A 17,236-nucleotide genomic window follows, 5' to 3' on the forward strand; every position below is an offset into this window, starting at 1 on the left:
AGGGACCGGTCAGCTGAACTGCGCGACACCGGAGGCGAACGACGTGTCGCAGACGGGACGCGAGAACCGGTGCGCCCGCGTCGGACCGTACTGCTCGACCGCTGCCTTGCCCAGCGCCTTCGCGATCGACATGCAGTGCCTCGCGAGCGACGGACGCCCCTCGACGGAACGCTGGAGATCCGTCAACGCGACGGCTGGGTCCTTCTCCTGGAGTTCCAGGAGCAGCCTGTCGCGCAGCATGTCCTGCGGGGTGCGCGGCTTGGCGGGCTTGGAGAGGGTCTGGGCCGACGCGGTGAGAACCTGCGAGTCGGAGTTGTGAGCTGCCCACGGCACGCGGGTGACCGCGAGGGTCCCGGACAGGACCATGACGACAGGCAGTACGAGAGCGAGAGTTCGGCCGATACGGCGCGCAGTGTGGGTCACGCAGCGAGCGTAGCGGCCGGTGATGAATCGGCGACATTGCGTCACTCTCGCGAGGGATGGTTCGAGAGTCCTTTTCGAATTCTGTGTTGACGAACCGGAGTGAAATGACCGTTGTGCCGGGGATTTTGGCGTCCGCGCTCAAACTCCCCGAAACGCGAGTCGGCCCCGCACGGAGAACGTGCGGGGCCGACGTCGTACAGCGGGCGGTGCGAAATCAGTCGGTGAGACGCTCACCCGTCGAGCTCGCGAAGACGTGCAGCTCGTCCGGGCGCGGCACGACGTGCAGCTTGGTGCCCTTCTCCGGGACCGCACGGCCGCCGACACGGACGACGAGGTCCTTGTGCTCGCCACCGACCTCGGCAGCGCCGTAGACGAAGCCGTCGGCGCCGAGCTCCTCGACGACGTTGACCGAGACGGCCAGGCCGGCCGGGGCGTCTGCGGAGTCCTTGGTGAGGGACTTCGCGGCGGCGCCGCCGTGCTCGACGATGTCGAAGTGCTCGGGGCGGATGCCGACCGTGACGGTCGTGTCGCCGCGGTCGGCGGCGGCGGTGAGCGCGGCACGGGAGACCGGGACGACGCTGTTGCCGAACTTCACGCCACCGTCGGTGATCGGGACCTCGATCAGGTTCATGGCCGGGGAGCCGATGAAGCCGGCCACGAAGAGGTTCGCAGGCTTGTCGTACATGTTGCGCGGCGAGTCGACCTGCTGCAGCAGACCGTCCTTGAGGACCGCGACACGGTCACCCATGGTCAGGGCCTCGACCTGGTCGTGCGTGACGTACACGGTCGTGATGCCCAGCCGGCGCTGGAGCGAGGCGATCTGCGTACGGGTGGAGACACGGAGCTTGGCGTCGAGGTTCGACAGCGGCTCGTCCATGAGGAAGACCTGCGGCTCACGCACGATGGCGCGGCCCATCGCGACACGCTGACGCTGACCACCGGAGAGCGCCTTCGGCTTGCGGTCCAGGTACTCGGTGAGGTCCAGCATCTTGGCGGCCTCTTCGACCTTCGCCCGGATCTCGGTCTTGTTGATACCGGCGATCTTCAGCGCGAAGCCCATGTTGTCCGCGACGGACATGTGCGGGTAGAGCGCGTAGTTCTGGAACACCATCGCGATGTCCCGGTCCTTCGGCGGCAGGTGCGTGACGTCGCGGTCACCGATGCGGATCGCGCCACCGTTGACGTCCTCAAGACCCGCGAGCATGCGCAGGGAGGTCGACTTGCCACAACCGGAAGGACCGACGAGGACGAGGAACTCGCCGTCCTCGATGTCGATCTCGAGCTGGTCAACCGCGGGCTTCGTGGAGCCGGGGTATACGCGGGACGCCTTGTCGAACGTGACACTGGCCATGCTGAATCTTCTCCTCCACCGGCAGGAACGTGCCGGACGATCCGAGTAAGGGAGTGGTCTGGTCCACTTGAGTGAACCTTCAGCGACGCTACCTGGCCATTTCGAATCTGTCAGTAGTTCTTGGCGGCGGAATGTTCCCTGGCGGGACCGGAAACCGCCGCCCGGTCCCGCGTCACCGACAACTTCACGGGTGTCACCCCCGCCGGCAGCGGCCGAGACCATCGCACGTCCAACGGCAGCGACTGCTTCGCCAGCGTCACCAGCCCCGTGCCGGGCCGCTCCGGGTCCTCCACCCACCGGAAGCCGGTCCGGACGTACGTCGCCGAATCCCGTGACCGATGCTTCCTCTTTTGCCGCGGATGCTTCGCCGACTGCTTGAAGAACCGGGTGAAGGCCCCGTCCAGATGCCGCAATGACTGCTGCAGCACCGTCGACGACACCTCACCCAGCCAGGACGTCTCCGGCGCCTGCCGCCACCCCGTCAACGCACGGCAGGTCTCGGCGAACCCCACCGACACCCGATGCCGTTCCCAGGCGCCTGCTCGCAGTGCCAGCCCCTCGTTGTAGACCCAGCGACAGGCCCCGAAGGTCTTCTTCAGCTGCTCGGCCTGCGATGGGGCCGGATAGAAGCGGTACCGGTAGACGCGCTGCCGGGTGCCGGGTTCCATGGCTCTGCTCTTCATGGCGGTCGCCGCCCGGCCGTGGTGCTTCTTGCGGTCGGCGATGCCCAGTGCCTCGCGCTTGATGCGCTTGGCACCGTCACCCGTCACGCGTGCCGGCCGGTCTGCGGTGTCCGTCATGATGCGCTCCCCCCGACCGTCCGATATCCGGATCAGTACGTCAGTGTTCTTAACGCACGGATGCTCGGGCGGTTACGGGGCTGCGGAACATCGTGGATCGGTGAGGGGGGTGCTGTGTAGAGTGAGGGCTCGCGCGCGTACTTGTTAATCGCACGCGATGCCGCCTTAGCTCAGCTGGCTAGAGCAATTGATTTGTAATCAATAGGTCGTCGGTTCGACTCCGACAGGCGGCTCAAACACCAGGTCAGCATCTTGCTGACCTGGTTTTTTTGTTCAGCCGGACCGTGGCCGTCCAGCAGTGGGACCGGGTTCGCGACAGGCGCCTGTCCATCGTGCCGGAGCGATGTGGCGGCGTTCGTTCCCCTGCCGTCCGGGCCTGGCTCACCCCCGCCCCGACACCCGGTCCGCGATCCTGGCGATCGGGTCGGTGTCCGCGCGGGGTGAGGTGAGTTCGCGGCGGTCGGCGGCGCGGTAGGCGGCGTACATGCCGTGGACGCCGAGCCAGCGCAGGGGTTCCGGTTCCCAGCGGCGGACCTTGTGGTTGACCCAGGGAAGCGTGGTCAGTTCGGTGGGGCCGGACTGACCGGAGTCCTGCTGGATCAGGTCGCGCAGGGTGCGGGCGGCGAGGTTGGTGGTGGCGACGCCGGAGCCGACGTAGCCGCCCGCCCAGCCGAGGCCGGTGGAGCGGTCCAGGGTGGCGGTGGCGCACCAGTCGCGGGGGACGCCGAGGACGCCGGACCAGGCGTGGGCGATGGGGGTGCCGGCGGTGGTGGGGAAGAGGCGGACGAGCAGGTCGCGGAGGGCCTCGATGGTGGCGGGCTGGGTGCGGCCGTCGTTGTCGGTGGCCGAGCCGTAGCGGTACGGGATGCCGCGGCCGCCCAGTGCGATGCGGCCGTCGGCGGTGCGCTGGGCGTACATGTAGGCGTGGGCCATGTCGCCGAGGGTTTCGCGGCCCTCCCAGCCGATGGTTTCCCAGAGGGAGTCGGGGAGCGGCTCGGTGACGATCATGGAGGAGTTCATCGGGAGCCAGGTGCGCTTCTGGCCCTTGATGCCCGCCGTGAAGCCTTCGGTGCAGCGCAGTACGTAGGGGGCGCGGACCGTGCCGTACGGGGTGATGGCGTGTTTGGGCTTGATCTCGGTGACGGGCGTCGACTCGTGGATCGTGACGCCGAGGGCCTCCACGACGTCGGCGAGGCCCTTGACGAGTTTGGCGGGGTGCAGGCGGGCGCCGTGCGGGGTCCAGGAGGAGCCGACGGCTCCGGTGACGTGGACGCGTGCGGCGGTCTCGCGGGCGCCGTGCAGGGTGCGGTCGGTCTCGCCGAAGGCGATCTCGACGGAGTGGAAGTGCTTGAGGCGGGCGAGCTGCGCCGGGGTGCAGGCGACTTCGAGGACACCGCCCCGGTGGATGTCGGCGTCGATCCCCTCTTCGTCGGCGACCCGGATGACCTCGGCGACGGTGTCGTTCATGGCCTGCTGGAGGCGGACGGCTGCTTCGTGGCCGTGGAGTCTGGCGTACCGGTCGCGGCCCGCGATGCCGTTGTAGAGCCAGCCGCCGTTGCGTCCGGAGGCGCCGTAGCCGCAGAACTTGGCTTCCAGGACGGTGATGTTGAGGAAGGGGACGGCCTTCTTGAGGTAGTACGCCGTCCAGAGTCCGGTGTATCCGCCGCCGACGATGCAGACGTCGGCGGTGGTGTCACCGGGCAGGGGTTCGCGGGGGGTGGGGGTGCCCTGGTCCGCGTACCAGAAGGATATGCCGCCGTTGACGGTGCTGACGGTGCTCATGTTGCCCCTGCTTGTCCGTGTGGCTGTCCGGCTGTGGAAGGTGGTGCCTTGTGCCGGGACGTTACTGGGCCGGGGCGGGTTTCGTCTTGTCCCGGCCACGGGTCAGTGGGTAGCAGGCGAGCCCGATGAGTACGGCGCTGAAGTGGCCGATGTCGGTGAAGGCGGCCCTGGTGAAGAGGGGGACGCCGTAGATGACGAGGACGGCGAAGAGGTAGAAGTACCGCCAGGGGCGCGGGACGTAGTAGGTGAGGACGGCCACGACGCCCGCGAGCGCGTAACTGACGCCCACGTCGAGGGTGCTGGCGGCGGTCTGAGGTGCGTGGCCGTGCCGGATGGCCCAGGCGAGGACGCCTTCGCTGACGAAGGTGGCGAGGATGTGGGCGGCGGCGGCGACGGCGAGCCAGCGCAGGGTGCCGAGGCGGCGTTCGGCGGGGGCGTGGAAGGCGGTGTAGAGGACGGCGTAGGGGATCCATCCGCCGCCGTCGATCCAGAGGGCGCTGCTGATCAGGACGCGTACGGGGTTCTGGGAGAGCTCGTGGATGTTGGTGGAGCGCTGGCGGAGGAAGTCCTCTTCGATGTCCGGTGACATCTGGTGGATGATGACGGTGGTGACGAAGAGGGCCGTCAGCCAGATGTAGGTGCCGGGGGCGCTGCGGATCCATGAGCCGGCGCCGCGGATCCACGTGACGGGTGCTGAGGGGGTCCTCGTGGGCGGGACGGGCTGGCTCGGGGTCATAGCCGATTGACGCACGCTCCTACGATCGGGGGCGTGATTGACATTCCGGATGCCCTGATCGCCACTCAGTCCAAGTACAACGGTGAGGCCGGGCGTGCGTTCCTCGCCGCGTTGCCGGGGATGGCCGCGGAGTTCCTGGAGCGGTGGGGGCTGCGCCGGGATGGCGAGGCGTTGTACGGGGTGTGCGCGCTGGTGCTACCGGTGGTGCGGGTGGCGGACGGGCGTCCTGCGGCGTTGAAGTTGCAGTCGGTGGACGCGGAGACGGTGGGCGAGCCGGTCGCGCTGCGGGTGTGGGGCGAGGCGTCGGCGGGTGCGGTCGGGTTGCTGGACCACGACGCGGCGACGGGGACGATGCTGCTGGAGCGGCTGGACGGGCATCGTTCCCTGTCGGGTACGGCCGATGCGCGGGAAGCGGTGCGGGTCGTCGCGGAGCTGCTGGCGGGGCTGACGGCGGTGCGGGCCCCGGCGGGGTGCGGGCTGCGGGGGCTGGGTGAGGTGTCGGCGCGGATGCTGGCGGCGGCTCCGGGGGCGGTGGGGCTGCTGGTGGACGAGGGGGAGCGGCGGCTGTTGACGGACTGCGCCGCGGCGGTACGGGAGGTGGTGGGGGAGCCGGGGGACCGGTTGCTGCACTGGGATCTGCATTTCGGCAATGTGCTGGCCGGTCAGGCCGGGCCGGGCGGTCAGGCCGGGCCGGGCGGGCGGTGGGTCGCCATCGATCCGAAGCCGTTGGCCGGTGATCCGGGGTTCGAGCTGCTTCCGGCGCTGGTCGACCGGTTCGACGCCGGGACGGTGGGGTGGCGGTTCGATCTGTTGACGGAGGTACTGGGGCTGGACCGGGGGCGGGCGCGGGCGTGGACGCTGGGGCGGGTGTTGCAGAACGCGTGCTGGGGTGCCGAGGACGGTGCGCGTCGGCTGGAGCCGGAGCAGGCCGAGCTCGCGCGGCGGTTGCTGGGCCGGGAGTAGGGGGAGCCGGGGTGCTGTCTACGCTGCCCTCATGATTCGTACCGCTACCGCTGCTGATGTCCCCGCCATTCACGCGATGGTCCGTGAGCTGGCCGATTACGAGAAGGTGCCGCACGAGGCCAAGGCCACCGAGGAGCAGTTGCACGAGGCGCTGTTCGGTGAGCGTCCCGCCGCGTTCGCGCACATCGCCGAGTCCGACGAGGACGGTGAGGTGGTGGGCTTCGCGCTGTGGTTCCTGAACTTCTCGACGTGGCGTGGGGTGCACGGCATCTATCTGGAGGACCTGTACGTGCGTCCGGAGCGGCGTGGTGGCGGCCACGGGAAGGCGTTGCTGAGGGAGCTGGCGCGGATCTGTGTGGAGCGTGGCTATGGGCGGCTGGAGTGGTCGGTGCTGAACTGGAACGCTCCGTCGATCGGGTTCTACGAGTCGCTGGGCGCGCGTCCGCAGGACGAGTGGACGGTGTACCGGCTGGCGGACGGGGCGCTGGCGGAGCTGGGCGGGCGGACGTCGGTGAGTTCGTAGCTGTCGGTGAGTTCGTGGCCGGTCTCGGTGGGGCCGGCGGGCGTACCGCGGGGTGGGCTTCCCGGGGTGCCGGACGCTGGTGGTCCGGTCGTCGGCGATCCCGGTCGTCGGCGATCCCGGACACCGGTGGTCCGGTCGCCGGTGGTTCCGTCCGTCGGCCTCAGGTGCGCTTGAGGTCGATCGGTGTGCTGGGTGCGGTGGGGTTCTCGGTGGCCTTGAGGGCGAGGAGGGCCGCTTCGATGCCGCTGTTGAAGGAGACCTCGCTGAGCAGTCCTGGGGCGGCGACCTGGTCGCCCGCGAGGTAGATGCCGTTGCCGCGGTCGATGGCGGGCCGGTCGCGCCAGGTGGTGCCGGGGCGGTCGACGGCGCCGGTGCGGCCGGCGGCGAGGGCATCGCGGCGCCATACGGTGCGCTCGCGCCAGCCGGGGAAGCCGAGGTCGAGGAGTTCTTCGGCGCGGGCGGTTCCGGTGGCCCGGGATTCGTCGGGGGCGATGGGGAACTGGCCCTGGAGGAGTTGTTCCCCGTGCGGGGCGAGGGTGCGGTCCTGGGCGGTGAACCGTTCGATCCAGCCGGGGGCGTCGAGGTCGGACACGGCGAACGCGTCGCCGCGGCGGGTGCGCAGGGCGAGGTCGATGAGGGCGGTGCGGCCGGAGGCCCAGGTGAGTGCGGGGTCGCCGAGGAGGGTGCGGGCGGCGTCGAGGGAGGTGGCGACGACGACCGGGCCGGTGCGGGCGAGGGTGTCGAGGGCGGCGGCGTCGACGCGGCTCGCGGTCTCGATGCGGACGCCGAGGTTCCAGGCGCGAGACGCCATCCGGTCGATGACCTGGGCCCAGCCGCCGATGGGGTAACGGGCTTCGGGCGGGAGTGCGCCCGCGCGGTGCAGCCGTTCCTGGACGAAGGCGGCGGAGAGGCTGCCGGGGTCGTGGTGGAAGAGGGCGACGGCGGTGTAGTGGGCGGCGGCGCGGGCGCCTTCCACGCCGATCCGTGCGGTGGCCCAGGTGCGGAAGTCGGTGTCGGCGGGGGCCCGTGCGGCGCTGCGGCGGCTGAGCCGGAGGAGGGCGAGGGGCGGGGTGCGGCGCAGTGCGGAGCGGTGGCGGAAGCGGAGCCGGGTGACTTCGAGGAAAGGGACGCTGGTGGTGGGGCCGAGGAGGTTGCGCCGGTCGAGCCAGGTCCAGTGGGGGCCGCGGCGGTAGAGGGCGTGGGGTCCTTCGTTGGTGCGGTACGGGCCTTCGGCGGTCCTGGCGCGTCCGCCGAGGGTGTGGTGGGCCTCGTGGACGGTCACCAGGGCGCCGGACTCGGCCGCGGTGATGGCTGCGGTGAATCCGGCGAGACCGCCGCCGATGATGTGGATGCGCTGCATGGTCCCCGTCTCCTTGGTTGGAGGTGCCTTTGGATACGTGACGTGCGGCGGGGGCCCGGGTGTGACATCGGCGGCGGAGCGTTGTCAGTGGTGTGCGTCACGATGGGGGGATGGTGCGCAGCAGCGGTAGTGGTCAGGGGAGCGGCAGGAGCCGGGGCGGTAAGGACGGTGTCGCGGCGGCGCGGCGTCCGGAGGTGCGGCTGCCGCCGCTGGAGCCGTACGGGGGCGTGGGGCTGGAGCCGGACGGGGATTACGACGGTGTGCGGTTCGCTGCGGTGGACCTGGCGGACGAGTCGGGTCCGGGGGCCCGGTTCATGGACTGTGCGCTGGATGGTTGCGCTCTTGACCGTACGGAGCTGGTCAGGGCCCGTTTCATCGATTCGGTGCTGACCGGGGTACGGGGAGTGGGCACGGATCTCGCCGGGGCGTCGCTGCGGGACGTGGAGATCGTGGACGCGCGCCTGGGCGGGGTGCAGATGCATGGTGCGGTGCTGGAGAGGGTGCTGGTGCGGGGCGGGAAGATCGACTACCTGAATCTGCGGAAGGCGCGGCTGCGGGACGTGGTGTTCGAGGGGTGTGTGCTGTCCGAGCCGGATTTCGGGGGTGCGCAGCTGGACCGGGTGGAGTTCCGGGACTGTGTGCTGAAGCGGGTCGACTTCAGTGCGGTGCGGATGGCGGCGGTGGATCTGCGGGCGGTCGCTGAGCTGGATATCGCGCGGGGCGTGGAGCGGCTGGCGGGTGCGGTGATCAGCCCGTCGCAGCTGATGGAGCTGGCTCCGGCGTTCGCGGCGCAGATCGGGGTGCGGGTGGAGGCGTGACAGGGGCGGGCGGTTTCTCCCCGCCTCCGGGCCTGCTCAGAGGCGGGGGAAGCGGGCCTGGAGGTCCCAGATGACGGGGTTGTCGGCGAGGCCTTCGTGCATGTCGGCGAGGTCGGCGATCAGGTCGTGCAGGAAGTCGCGGGCCTCGCGGCGCAGCACGGAGTGGCTGAAGGTGAGGGGCGCTTCCTCGGCGGGCATCCAGTCGGCCTCGACGTCGACCCAGCCGAAGCGGCGCTCGAAGAGCATCCGGTCGGTCGACTCGGTGAAGTCGAGTTCGGCGAACTGGCGGCGGTGCGAGCGGTTGCCGCGGGGGTCGCGGTCGATCTGTTCGACGATGTCGCACAGGGCCCAGGCGAAGTCCAGCACCGGCACCCATCCCCAGCCTGTGGATACTTCGCGGTCCTCCTTGGTGTCCGCGAGGTAGACGTCCCCGGAGAACAGATCGTGGCGCAGCGCGTGGACGTCCGCTCGGCGGTAGTCGGTCTGCGGGGGATCGGGGAAGCGTCGGGAGAGGGAGTAGCCGATGTCGAGCACGGTTCGATGGTGTCATGCCCGGCGTGTCGCTTCCGCACCAGCGGGACCAGGACGCGTGGGGAGCCGTCAGCCACGTACGGCACGGCTTGAGTGGACGCGCCATCCGGCGAACGTCACCAGCAGACCGACGGCGGGGTCGAGCACGGTGAGTACGTCATGGCCCCCGGCTTCCAGGTGGGCCATCGCTTGGTCCTGCAGCAACGGCGGTGCCTGCATCGAGGTCGCCGCCAACCTCGCCACCACGCGTGGCATCGTTCCCGTCCGTGACTCCGAGGATCTGCGCGGCCCCGCTCTGGGCATCCCCGTCAACGTGTTCGCATCTTTCGTGGCAGGCGTAAAGGCCGGAGAGTTCGGCACCGTCTGACCGCCCGGCCGGCGCACACCGATCCCGCGCACGGCGCAGCGACGAAAGCCCCGCCACACCCCCGAGTCGGGGAGTGTGGCGGGGCTTTGGTCGCGCTGCACGGAACCGGAGTCGGAGCCGGAGTCGGAGCCGGAGTCGGAGCCGAAGTCGGGGATGACGTACCCGTCCAGGGGCTTCGCCGGGGTAGCCCCGCCCCGCCCCACCTCGCCATTCGCCGTTCACCGCCCGGGGCTCAAGCGTCGAGATCCGAGCGCTCTTTCAGCGGAACGGGCGGAGGGATTGAATTCCCACCCACCCACCCTGTCTGGCGGGTTGACTTTTCGCGATCGACTTGCCACGGACGGTAGCCAAGCTCTAGCGTCAGCCAAGACAAACAGCCCCCGCCGGTGCAGAAACACCGAACAGGGGCCTGACCACTTCGATCGTTAGGTAGCCCTCGATCTCATGGCTGTCAACCAGCTTAGTGCTGCCCCCATTTCTGCGCGCGACTCCCTGCCCACGCTCGACCACCCGATGGCCAACCCCGGGTACGGCAAGCGTTCGGCACCGGACCAACGCCCGCGCACCGGAGCTGACTTCGTCCATCTCCTCCCTCGCGATGCCGCCATCGCCGCGTACGTCGACGGCCTGTGCGACGGGGCCGACATCTCCGTGAAGAGCCTCGCCAAGGTGCTCCCGTACGGGCAGTGCGCCCTGCGCACCACACTGAACCGGCTCCAGGAAGCAGGTCACCTGCGCCGGGGCAGCGAGTGCATCGCCACCGAGACGGCACTGATCTGGGTGACCCGGACATTCTTCTCCCGCACCTCACGCGACAACGCCTGGTGGGCAGCCTTCACCAGGGGCGACGCACCCCCACAGACACCCCAACACCCCACCCGATCCCGCTCGTTCATCCTCCTCGCCGCACTCGGCCGCAACGCGCCCGCCCTGATGCTGTCCCAGGCGGACTGCCTCGCACTGGAACCACAGGTGAGCGAATGGTTCGAGCGCGGCGCCACCGAAACAGAGATCCTGCACGCGCTGACCCAGGGCCTGCCCTCACCCATCCACCACGCCGCCGCACTCATCCGCCGACGCCTGCGCGACAAACTCCCACCCCTGCGCGCGACTCCCCCGACCCCCCGCGTCGTCCTGCGCACCCTGGAATGCAGCGAATGCCGCGCCCCCGGCAGCGCACAGGCCATGCCGGGCGGCGTACGCGGCAACCCCCACCCCACCCCCACCGGCCCCACCAACGCCGTACCCCAACAAGGCGTACGAGCACGCATGAACGCAGTACGCGCGGGACTGGTACCCCGAGCAGACCGGGGATTCCGGTAACCGACCTGCTGAACCCCGCCGAAACCCGCTCTTCCTCACTGGTCCCCGCCGATCTCCGCGAGCGAGCGTGGGGGCCAGCGAAGGGACGTGCAGATGGGTCATGACGTGATCTTGAAGTCCTGACCCAGTCAGTCGAGTAACTATCACCCCTCGGTATCTGTTCCTGCCCACTTGAGGTCCATGCTGCTGGGCGCGAGCCGGCCTCGTCTTGTGATCAGGACTCTGATGGTCCGGGCAAACGCAAAGGCTCGGCTCGCGGCTTGAAGATCAGCTCCCGTCGACCCTTGCTTCCCATGAGGCGTACTCCTCACGGGCCGTCCGAGCCGGCCTCGGACGCCGCGGGATCAAGGCCACCCATCCCCGAACGTGCCGACCAGGTCGGCAACCAACGGCGATGGGGCAGCCGGGGCGGACACCGTCCCGCCTTCGAGCCGGAGGCATACAAGCACCGCAACGTCGTCGAACGCTGCTTCGCGCGACTCAAGCAGTTCCGCGCAGTCGCAACCCGGTTCGACGAACTCGCCACCCGCTAAATGATCGATTCCAGGAGGTCAGTGATCGTAGGCGGTCAGTGAGCGGAGGACCGGTGTGTCGGTCTTGGCGTCGTGCCAGATCGCGGCGGTGAGCGCCAGGAGGCGCTGAAGTACTCGGACGGTCACTCCGGTGACGGTCCGGCCGCCGTGTCGTTCCAGGTCAAGCTGTCCTTTGAGGGTCTGGTTGATCGACTCGATGACTTGCCGAAGTGGTTTGAACAGCTCCGCTCCCGCGCGCTCCGCCTCGCCCCTGCGGGCGGGCCTCATGTGGTGCACGCCGGCAAGAGGTGCCGTAGCTGCGTACGGGCGTTTCGCGGCCAGCGGGCCTCGCCGGGAAAGCCGAGGAGGGCCTGCATCACGGACAGTGTGATCAGTTCGGCGTCGCTGAGCCGCGGCAGTATGCCGACCTTCGGCCGCCGTGGCGCGAGCTGCGGCGAAGCCTTCAACAGGTCATCGGTCTTGACGTAAGTGCGGTAGCGAGGGTGTCCAAGTTGGTTGTCACACATTGACCTTGGACGCCCTAGCCTTGTTCGCGCAGCTATTTCTTGGATTCGATCATCTAGCGGTCGAGCGCTTCCAGCACGGTCCCGAGCTGCCTCACCGGCTCGGGACCGACCATCCGCAACACGACCGTTCCTGCTCCGACCGCTGCCAGTTCGCGCACTCGTTCGGCGGCGTCCGCGGCGCTGCCGGAGACGGTGAACACCTGCTCCGGCGGGCGGCCGAGCCAAGCGCCGTGGCCCTCGACACTGGGCCGCAGCGTCCGCGCCACCTGCTCGGCGTCGCCGCCGACGCAGCAGAAGGCGAGCACCGTCAGACTGTGGTTGGCGGTGCCTCCGCCCTTGTGGATCAACGCCCGCGCGCGCTCCACATCCTGCGGCCCGTGGCCCTCGGCGATCAGCGTGCCGTCCGCGACTCGCCCGGACAGCTCGAGTGAGCGGGGCCGCACCACGCCCGCGATCACCGGCGGCGACTCGACAGGTGGATGCACCAAGCGGATGCCGTTGAGGTGCACCTCGCGCCCCTTCATCTCGACCAACTCCCCATGCAGCAAAGCGCGCACAGCGTTGATCGTTTCCTCCAACAAGGCGAGCGGCGACTGCGCCGCGACGCCGACCGAGGCCATCCACTCCGGCACCCCATGCCCGATCCCGGCCACCAGCCGCCCGGGGAACACACGCGCCAGAGTCGCCAGCTCCATCGCCAGCAACGCCGGGCTGCGCAACGGCGCCGGCGTGATCCCGATGCCCACCCGCAGCCGCTCGGTCGCTCCCAACGCCACGGCAGCTGCCGAAATCCCACCGTTCCACCCGAGGTCCTCGACCACCCACAGGTCGTCCACCCCGAGTGCCTCGACCTCCCGCGCGAAGCCGGGCAACCCTTCCGGGGCCCAGTCGCGGTCGTACATCACGCCGATTCGAACACTCGTCATGCGCCACAACCTATGCCTCGTTCAGGTGCGTGATCAACAGTCCGGGGCCCGCCCCGGGCGGTCATCCGACCGGGTCGTGCTGGGCCGGCCGGAGCGGCATCCTGCGACTTACCACCGCACTCACGGGGTGCGCTACTTCCACGGCTGCTACTCGGTTGGCGACGACACGATGTGGGGCGTCAACCGTAGGAAGAAGGGCGCCGCGAACACCCTGGCCGCGCTGAAGTCGATTCGCGCCACCCGCCCGGACGGCGCCCCGATCTACGTGATCCTGGACAACCTGTCCGCCCACAAGGGCGCCGACATCCGCCGCTGGGCGAAGAAGAACAAGGTCGAGTTGTGCTTCACCCCGACCTACGCCTCGTGAGCGAACCCCATCGAGGCCCCCTTCGGACCGCTGAGACAGTTCACCATCGCCAACTCCCACCACCCCGACCACACCGTGCAGACCCGGGCTCTGCACGCCTACCTGCGATGGCGCAACGCCAACGCCCGCCACCGCGATGTCCTGGCCGCCGAACGCAAGGAGCGTGCCCGCATCCGCAGCGAGAAGGGCCTGCGCTGGGGCGGCAGACCACTACCATCCGTGGCCTGACCACCCAGCCCGCCGCCGCTAGGAGTTGGCGACCTCTGCCAGGACGCGGGCGAGTTCGCGGGGGCGGGTGGTCATCGGCCAGTGGCCCGAGTCGAGGTCCACGTAGTCAAGGTGGGTAGCGCGGGCGAGGTCAGGGCTTTCGCCGGCGGCGATCCACTCCTTGGCCTGGGCGGGGGCGAACTCGGGGCAGACGACCACGACGGGGACGTCGAAGCGGCGCTCGTCGGTCAGACGCACGACTCCCCTGGCGACCGCCTCGGGGACAGGAACGGCAGCGGACGCGAAGCGGTCCCGGGCCTGCTGGTCCAGGTCGGCGGAGTCGGCTCCCTCGAAGGGGTCCCAGCCTGGGAAGGGCATGGCGCCGTCCTCGATCGCGAAGTGATCGGCGTAGGCCCGCCCATCGGCGGCGGGGAAGCCGCCGATCAGGGCGATCTTGGCCACCTTCTCCGGTCGCGCGTCGGCGGCCAGCCAGGCCAGGGTCGACGCTGCGGAGTGCCCCACCACCAGAGGCTTTCCGGGCGCCGCGTCAACCGCGGCTAGTACTGTTTCCAGCTGGTCGTCAAGCGTCGCGGAGGCGGTGCCGTCGCCCTGGCCCGGGAGGGTGAGCGGCACGGGACGGTGGCCGAGCGCAGTGAGGTTGGGTACAACGTCGTCCCAGGCGGATCCGTCGAGCCACAAGCCGGCGATGAGCAGGATGTCCACGGTGGTTCTCCCGAAGAGTCGTCAGATCTGTTTGCCGGCACGCTATCGGGAGGCTCTGACACCGGGCTCCGGTCAGACTGCGATCTATGAAAACTGCGGCTCGGCCCAACCCAACCCGGCGAACCTACGCGGTCACAGCACTAGATGGCGGGACTGCATCTGAGCTCGCTCATCCTCTGGCTCCGCGAAACCACACCATGATCAAGCGTTGTCGACTACCTGGGCCGGTCGGCGAAAGCCGTCCCGGTGACCCTCAGCGCACCGAGCCTCGACATGAGCCGAGTCTCTTGCTGTGAGGTGACGGAAATCCACAGGGCTGTTCCCGTGTCGTTGGCGCTGAAGAGCTGCTGTCCCTGACGCCATGCCTCGGCATGGATTGTGTAAGGAGCCAAAGCCAGCAGTACATCGAACTGTGCGTCGTCGTGGACATCGACATCGATCCCCATCCCGGGATCGTTCTTAGCTGAACGGAGGCCGTCGGCCAAAGCGCCGTCCGCCATCAACAAGGCGCGCTCGTAGGCGGGTACGACCTCCTCCGGCCAGGCTTCATCGCTGTAGGCATCAACATGAGCGGTCTCGATGCTGTCCCGCAGGACAAGAAGCGCCTCACGATGCGCGTGCACCACGTCTGCGGCACCCAGGCCACTCCGAATAAACAGCTCGCGACGTGAGCCATCGCCAACGAAGGCTTCTGGCACACGGCTCAGCGCACCTTCACGCGCGATCGTCCCGTCCTTCTCCAGTCCTCTTCCGCTCATGGGGTCACTTTGCCTCGTGCCTTCGTCTGCTGCCGAGCGGTTAGTTGCGGTTCGGGTTCCACCCTGCCGATGACGAGCGCAATCCCCGGGGCGGCAGCCCGGTCGTGTACTGGGGAGTGGACGACGTCGACCAGGTCCGGACGCGGCTGCTGGCGGCCGGCTGCGAGCACCACCGCGGACCGCTGACGATCGAGCCGGGCCGCCGGATCGCCCAGCTGCGCGACCCGTTCGGGACCATCGTCGGCATCGAGGGTCCGTAGACGGAACGTGCCGAACGCCCGGTGCCCCGCTGAACCTTGGTGGTCAGCGGGGCACCGGGCGTTCGGCGTTCACGGGTCGAGGCCGTGCGGGCTCTCCAGTCCGGTGGCTGCCGGGTACGCGCGCAGGGTCTCCTTCGGCGAGCCGGTCGTTCAGCGGGGGCCGGCGGCTCCCGGCCCAGCAGCGGCGGCTCCGCCCTCACGACCGCAAGGGCCCGGTCCCGGTCGGCGGGCTCCTCGGCGAGCGGGCCGGGCCGGGCAGGGCCGACTGAAGGAGGGACACAGGACCGATTCCGGCGCCCCCACATCCCCCCACTCCGACATTCCGTACATAGGATCATCGGCGTGGATCAACGCACCCCGGCACGCACCCCGGCACGCACCCCAGCGCGCGGCATGGCACCCACCCCAGCGCGCGACACGGCACTCACCCCGGCACGCACTCCCGCACGCACCCCCGCACGCACCCCCCGCTGGGCCGGGGCCGCCGTCCTGCTCCTGGCCCTGGCGGTCCTCGCGCCCGCCTGCACCGCGGGGGCCAGTGGAGTGAGGGGCACCCCGGGCGCCTCCGGGGTGCGCGATCCGTACTTCCCCAAGCTCGGCAACGGCGGCTACGACGTCACGCACTACGACCTCACGCTCGATGTCGGGCCGGGCGCGAAACGGCTGCGTGGCACCGCCGAGATCACCGCGCGGGCCACCCAGGACCTCAGCTCGTTCAACCTCGATCTGGCCGGGCTGACGGTGGAGTCGGCCACGGTGGAGGGGCGTCCCGCCGCCGTGAACCGGGCGGGCAACGAGCTGACGCTGCGTCCGGACATCCAGGTCCAGGACCGGCTCCGCCGGGGACTGACGTTCCGTACGGTCGTCCGCTACTCCGGTACCCCGCAGACCATCACCGACCCGGACGGCTCCAAGGAGGGCTGGCTGCCGACCGCCGACGGGGCGGTGGCGCTGGGCGAACCGACCGGCTCGATGGCCTGGTTCCCGGGCAACAACCATCCGAGCGACAAGGCCACGTACGACCTGTCGGTCACCGTTCCCAAGGGGCTGACGGCGGTCTCCAACGGCGTGTTGGCCGGTCCGCCCAAGACGTCCGGGGACCGCACCACGTACCGCTGGCACACCGCCGAACCGATGGCGAGCTACCTCGCGACGCTGGCCGTCGGCCGCTTCGAGACGAAGACGTCGACCATGGCGGGCGGCATCAAGGTGATCACCGCCGTGGACCCTGTGTCGGCGAAGGCGAGCGCGGCGACGGTGGCCCGGATTCCCGAGGTGGTGGAGTGGGAGGCCGCGCACTTCGGGCCGTACCCGTTCTCCGCCACGGGCGCGATCGTCGAGCGCAAGGGCGACGCCGGGTACGCGCTGGAGACGCAGAACCGGCCGTTCTTCCACGGGGCGCCGAGCGTCGCGCTGCTCGTCCACGAGATGGCGCACCAGTGGTTCGGTGACTCGGTCACGCCCGCGAGCTGGCAGGACATGTGGCTCAACGAGGGTCTGGCGACCTACGGGGAGTGGCTGTGGGAGGAGGAGAAGGCGGACACCCCGGCCCAGGAGTCGTTCGACGAGGCCTACGAGAACGACGACAACTGGGCCTTCCCGCCGGCCGACCCGCCGAGCGCCGCCAACATCTCGGACCCGCCGGTGTACGGGCGGGGCGCCATGGTGATCCACAAGATCCGCGAGGCGGTGGACGACGACCAGCGGTTCTTCGCGCTGCTCGCCGGCTGGACGAAGGCCTACCGGCACGGCAACGCCACGACGGCGGACTTCACCGCCTACGTCGAGAAGGCGACCGGTCAGGATCTGACGGAGCTGTGGAAGACCTGGCTGTACGGCAAGAGCCGGCCTGCCGCGGACGGCTGACGGCGCCCGCATGACGGGAGCGGGCCTGCCGCGGACGGCTGACGGCGCCCGCTCGGCAGGAGCCGGCCTGCCGCGGACGGCTGACGGCATCCGCACGGTAGGAGCCGGCCCGC

General features: G+C 69.7%; 18 protein-coding genes, 1 tRNA gene and 3 pseudogenes. 10 read left to right on the forward strand and 12 right to left on the reverse strand.

Annotated features, from left to right (window positions below):
- Positions 1-9: 9 nt before the first annotated feature.
- The 3 genes from FHX80_RS16070 to FHX80_RS16080 form a co-directional block, all read right to left on the reverse strand.
- Complete coding sequence (locus FHX80_RS16070; RefSeq protein ID WP_145764803.1) at positions 10-423, reverse strand: hypothetical protein; 414 nt, start codon at positions 421-423, stop codon at positions 10-12.
- 214 nt (positions 424-637) lie between these two features.
- The gene (locus FHX80_RS16075; protein WP_145764804.1) at positions 638-1,774 is read right to left on the reverse strand and encodes an ABC transporter ATP-binding protein; all 1,137 of its coding nucleotides are present in this window, start codon (positions 1,772-1,774) and stop codon (positions 638-640) included.
- A gap of 110 nt (positions 1,775-1,884) precedes the next feature.
- On the reverse strand, positions 1,885-2,574 hold the full coding sequence (locus FHX80_RS16080; protein ID WP_244318293.1) for an RNA-guided endonuclease InsQ/TnpB family protein: 690 nt from the start codon (positions 2,572-2,574) through the stop codon (positions 1,885-1,887).
- A gap of 159 nt (positions 2,575-2,733) precedes the next feature.
- Between FHX80_RS16080 and FHX80_RS16085 the strand changes: the two genes are divergently transcribed.
- A tRNA-Thr gene (locus tag FHX80_RS16085) sits at positions 2,734-2,807 on the forward strand.
- A gap of 148 nt (positions 2,808-2,955) precedes the next feature.
- On the opposite strand, the gene FHX80_RS16090 is transcribed toward FHX80_RS16085, so the two are convergent.
- Positions 2,956-4,356: an NAD(P)/FAD-dependent oxidoreductase gene (locus FHX80_RS16090; RefSeq protein ID WP_145764805.1), complete on the reverse strand. Its 1,401-nt coding sequence runs from the start codon at positions 4,354-4,356 to the stop codon at positions 2,956-2,958.
- Between the two features lie 61 nt (positions 4,357-4,417).
- Complete coding sequence (locus FHX80_RS16095) at positions 4,418-5,092, reverse strand: rhomboid-like protein (RefSeq protein WP_145764806.1); 675 nt, start codon at positions 5,090-5,092, stop codon at positions 4,418-4,420.
- A gap of 33 nt (positions 5,093-5,125) precedes the next feature.
- Here FHX80_RS16095 and FHX80_RS16100 point away from each other — a divergent pair, with 33 nt between their 5' ends.
- The gene (locus FHX80_RS16100; RefSeq protein ID WP_208764670.1) at positions 5,126-6,055 is read left to right on the forward strand and encodes an aminoglycoside phosphotransferase family protein; all 930 of its coding nucleotides are present in this window, start codon (positions 5,126-5,128) and stop codon (positions 6,053-6,055) included.
- 31 nt (positions 6,056-6,086) lie between these two features.
- Complete coding sequence (locus FHX80_RS16105; protein ID WP_145764808.1) at positions 6,087-6,578, forward strand: GNAT family N-acetyltransferase; 492 nt, start codon at positions 6,087-6,089, stop codon at positions 6,576-6,578.
- A 160-nt stretch (positions 6,579-6,738) separates the two neighbouring features.
- On the opposite strand, the gene FHX80_RS16110 is transcribed toward FHX80_RS16105, so the two are convergent.
- Entirely contained in the window at positions 6,739-7,938 is a 1,200-nt protein-coding gene (locus FHX80_RS16110; protein WP_145764809.1) for an NAD(P)-binding protein, read from the reverse strand.
- 110 nt (positions 7,939-8,048) lie between these two features.
- Between FHX80_RS16110 and FHX80_RS16115 the strand changes: the two genes are divergently transcribed.
- A complete protein-coding gene (locus tag FHX80_RS16115; RefSeq protein WP_145764810.1) occupies positions 8,049-8,756 on the forward strand; it encodes a pentapeptide repeat-containing protein in 708 nt (235 codons plus the stop codon).
- Between the two features lie 36 nt (positions 8,757-8,792).
- Here the strand turns inward: FHX80_RS16115 and FHX80_RS16120 are convergent, their stop codons facing one another.
- Together FHX80_RS16120 and FHX80_RS35740 are read right to left on the reverse strand one after the other, a co-directional pair.
- Positions 8,793-9,290: a hypothetical protein gene (locus tag FHX80_RS16120; RefSeq protein ID WP_145764811.1), complete on the reverse strand. Its 498-nt coding sequence runs from the start codon at positions 9,288-9,290 to the stop codon at positions 8,793-8,795.
- 66 nt (positions 9,291-9,356) lie between these two features.
- Positions 9,357-9,533 carry a hypothetical protein gene (locus tag FHX80_RS35740; protein WP_244318658.1) on the reverse strand — a complete coding sequence of 59 codons (177 nt, stop codon included), beginning with the start codon at positions 9,531-9,533 and terminating at the stop codon, positions 9,357-9,359.
- Here FHX80_RS35740 and FHX80_RS35745 point away from each other — a divergent pair.
- The 3 genes and pseudogenes from FHX80_RS35745 to FHX80_RS36775 form a co-directional block, all read left to right on the forward strand.
- Positions 9,472-9,654 (forward strand): DUF397 domain-containing protein, encoded by a 183-nt coding sequence (locus tag FHX80_RS35745; protein ID WP_244318589.1) that lies wholly within the window; start codon positions 9,472-9,474, stop codon positions 9,652-9,654. The two genes, FHX80_RS35740 and FHX80_RS35745, sit on opposite strands and share 62 nt — an antisense overlap.
- Positions 9,655-10,098: 444 nt before the next feature.
- Entirely contained in the window at positions 10,099-10,977 is an 879-nt protein-coding gene (locus FHX80_RS16135) for a hypothetical protein (RefSeq protein WP_145764814.1), read from the forward strand.
- 440 nt (positions 10,978-11,417) lie between these two features.
- Positions 11,418-11,510 (forward strand): annotated as a pseudogene (locus FHX80_RS36775) (IS5/IS1182 family transposase); the annotation flags it as partial.
- A gap of 18 nt (positions 11,511-11,528) precedes the next feature.
- Here FHX80_RS36775 and FHX80_RS36985 read toward each other — a convergent pair.
- A pseudogene (locus FHX80_RS36985) lies at positions 11,529-11,777 on the reverse strand (IS982 family transposase); the annotation flags it as partial.
- 292 nt (positions 11,778-12,069) lie between these two features.
- Complete coding sequence (locus FHX80_RS16150; RefSeq protein ID WP_145764816.1) at positions 12,070-12,942, reverse strand: LLM class flavin-dependent oxidoreductase; 873 nt, start codon at positions 12,940-12,942, stop codon at positions 12,070-12,072.
- Between the two features lie 82 nt (positions 12,943-13,024).
- Here FHX80_RS16150 and FHX80_RS16155 point away from each other — a divergent pair.
- Positions 13,025-13,537, forward strand: a pseudogene (locus FHX80_RS16155) (transposase); the annotation flags it as partial.
- An 18-nt stretch (positions 13,538-13,555) separates the two neighbouring features.
- Here the strand turns inward: FHX80_RS16155 and FHX80_RS16160 are convergent.
- On the reverse strand, positions 13,556-14,239 hold the full coding sequence (locus FHX80_RS16160; protein ID WP_145764817.1) for an alpha/beta fold hydrolase: 684 nt from the start codon (positions 14,237-14,239) through the stop codon (positions 13,556-13,558).
- A 215-nt stretch (positions 14,240-14,454) separates the two neighbouring features.
- Complete coding sequence (locus FHX80_RS16165) at positions 14,455-14,997, reverse strand: hypothetical protein (protein ID WP_145764818.1); 543 nt, start codon at positions 14,995-14,997, stop codon at positions 14,455-14,457.
- A gap of 104 nt (positions 14,998-15,101) precedes the next feature.
- Between FHX80_RS16165 and FHX80_RS16170 the strand changes: the two genes are divergently transcribed.
- Both FHX80_RS16170 and FHX80_RS16175 read left to right on the forward strand, forming a co-directional pair.
- Positions 15,102-15,257: a VOC family protein gene (locus FHX80_RS16170; protein ID WP_244318295.1), complete on the forward strand. Its 156-nt coding sequence runs from the start codon at positions 15,102-15,104 to the stop codon at positions 15,255-15,257.
- Positions 15,258-15,650: 393 nt separating this feature from the next.
- A complete protein-coding gene (locus FHX80_RS16175; RefSeq protein ID WP_145764819.1) occupies positions 15,651-17,123 on the forward strand; it encodes a M1 family metallopeptidase in 1,473 nt (490 codons plus the stop codon).
- The last annotated feature ends 113 nt before the right edge of the window (positions 17,124-17,236 follow it).

Source organism: Streptomyces brevispora, assembly GCF_007829885.1.
Classification (GTDB): domain Bacteria; phylum Actinomycetota; class Actinomycetes; order Streptomycetales; family Streptomycetaceae; genus Streptomyces; species Streptomyces brevispora.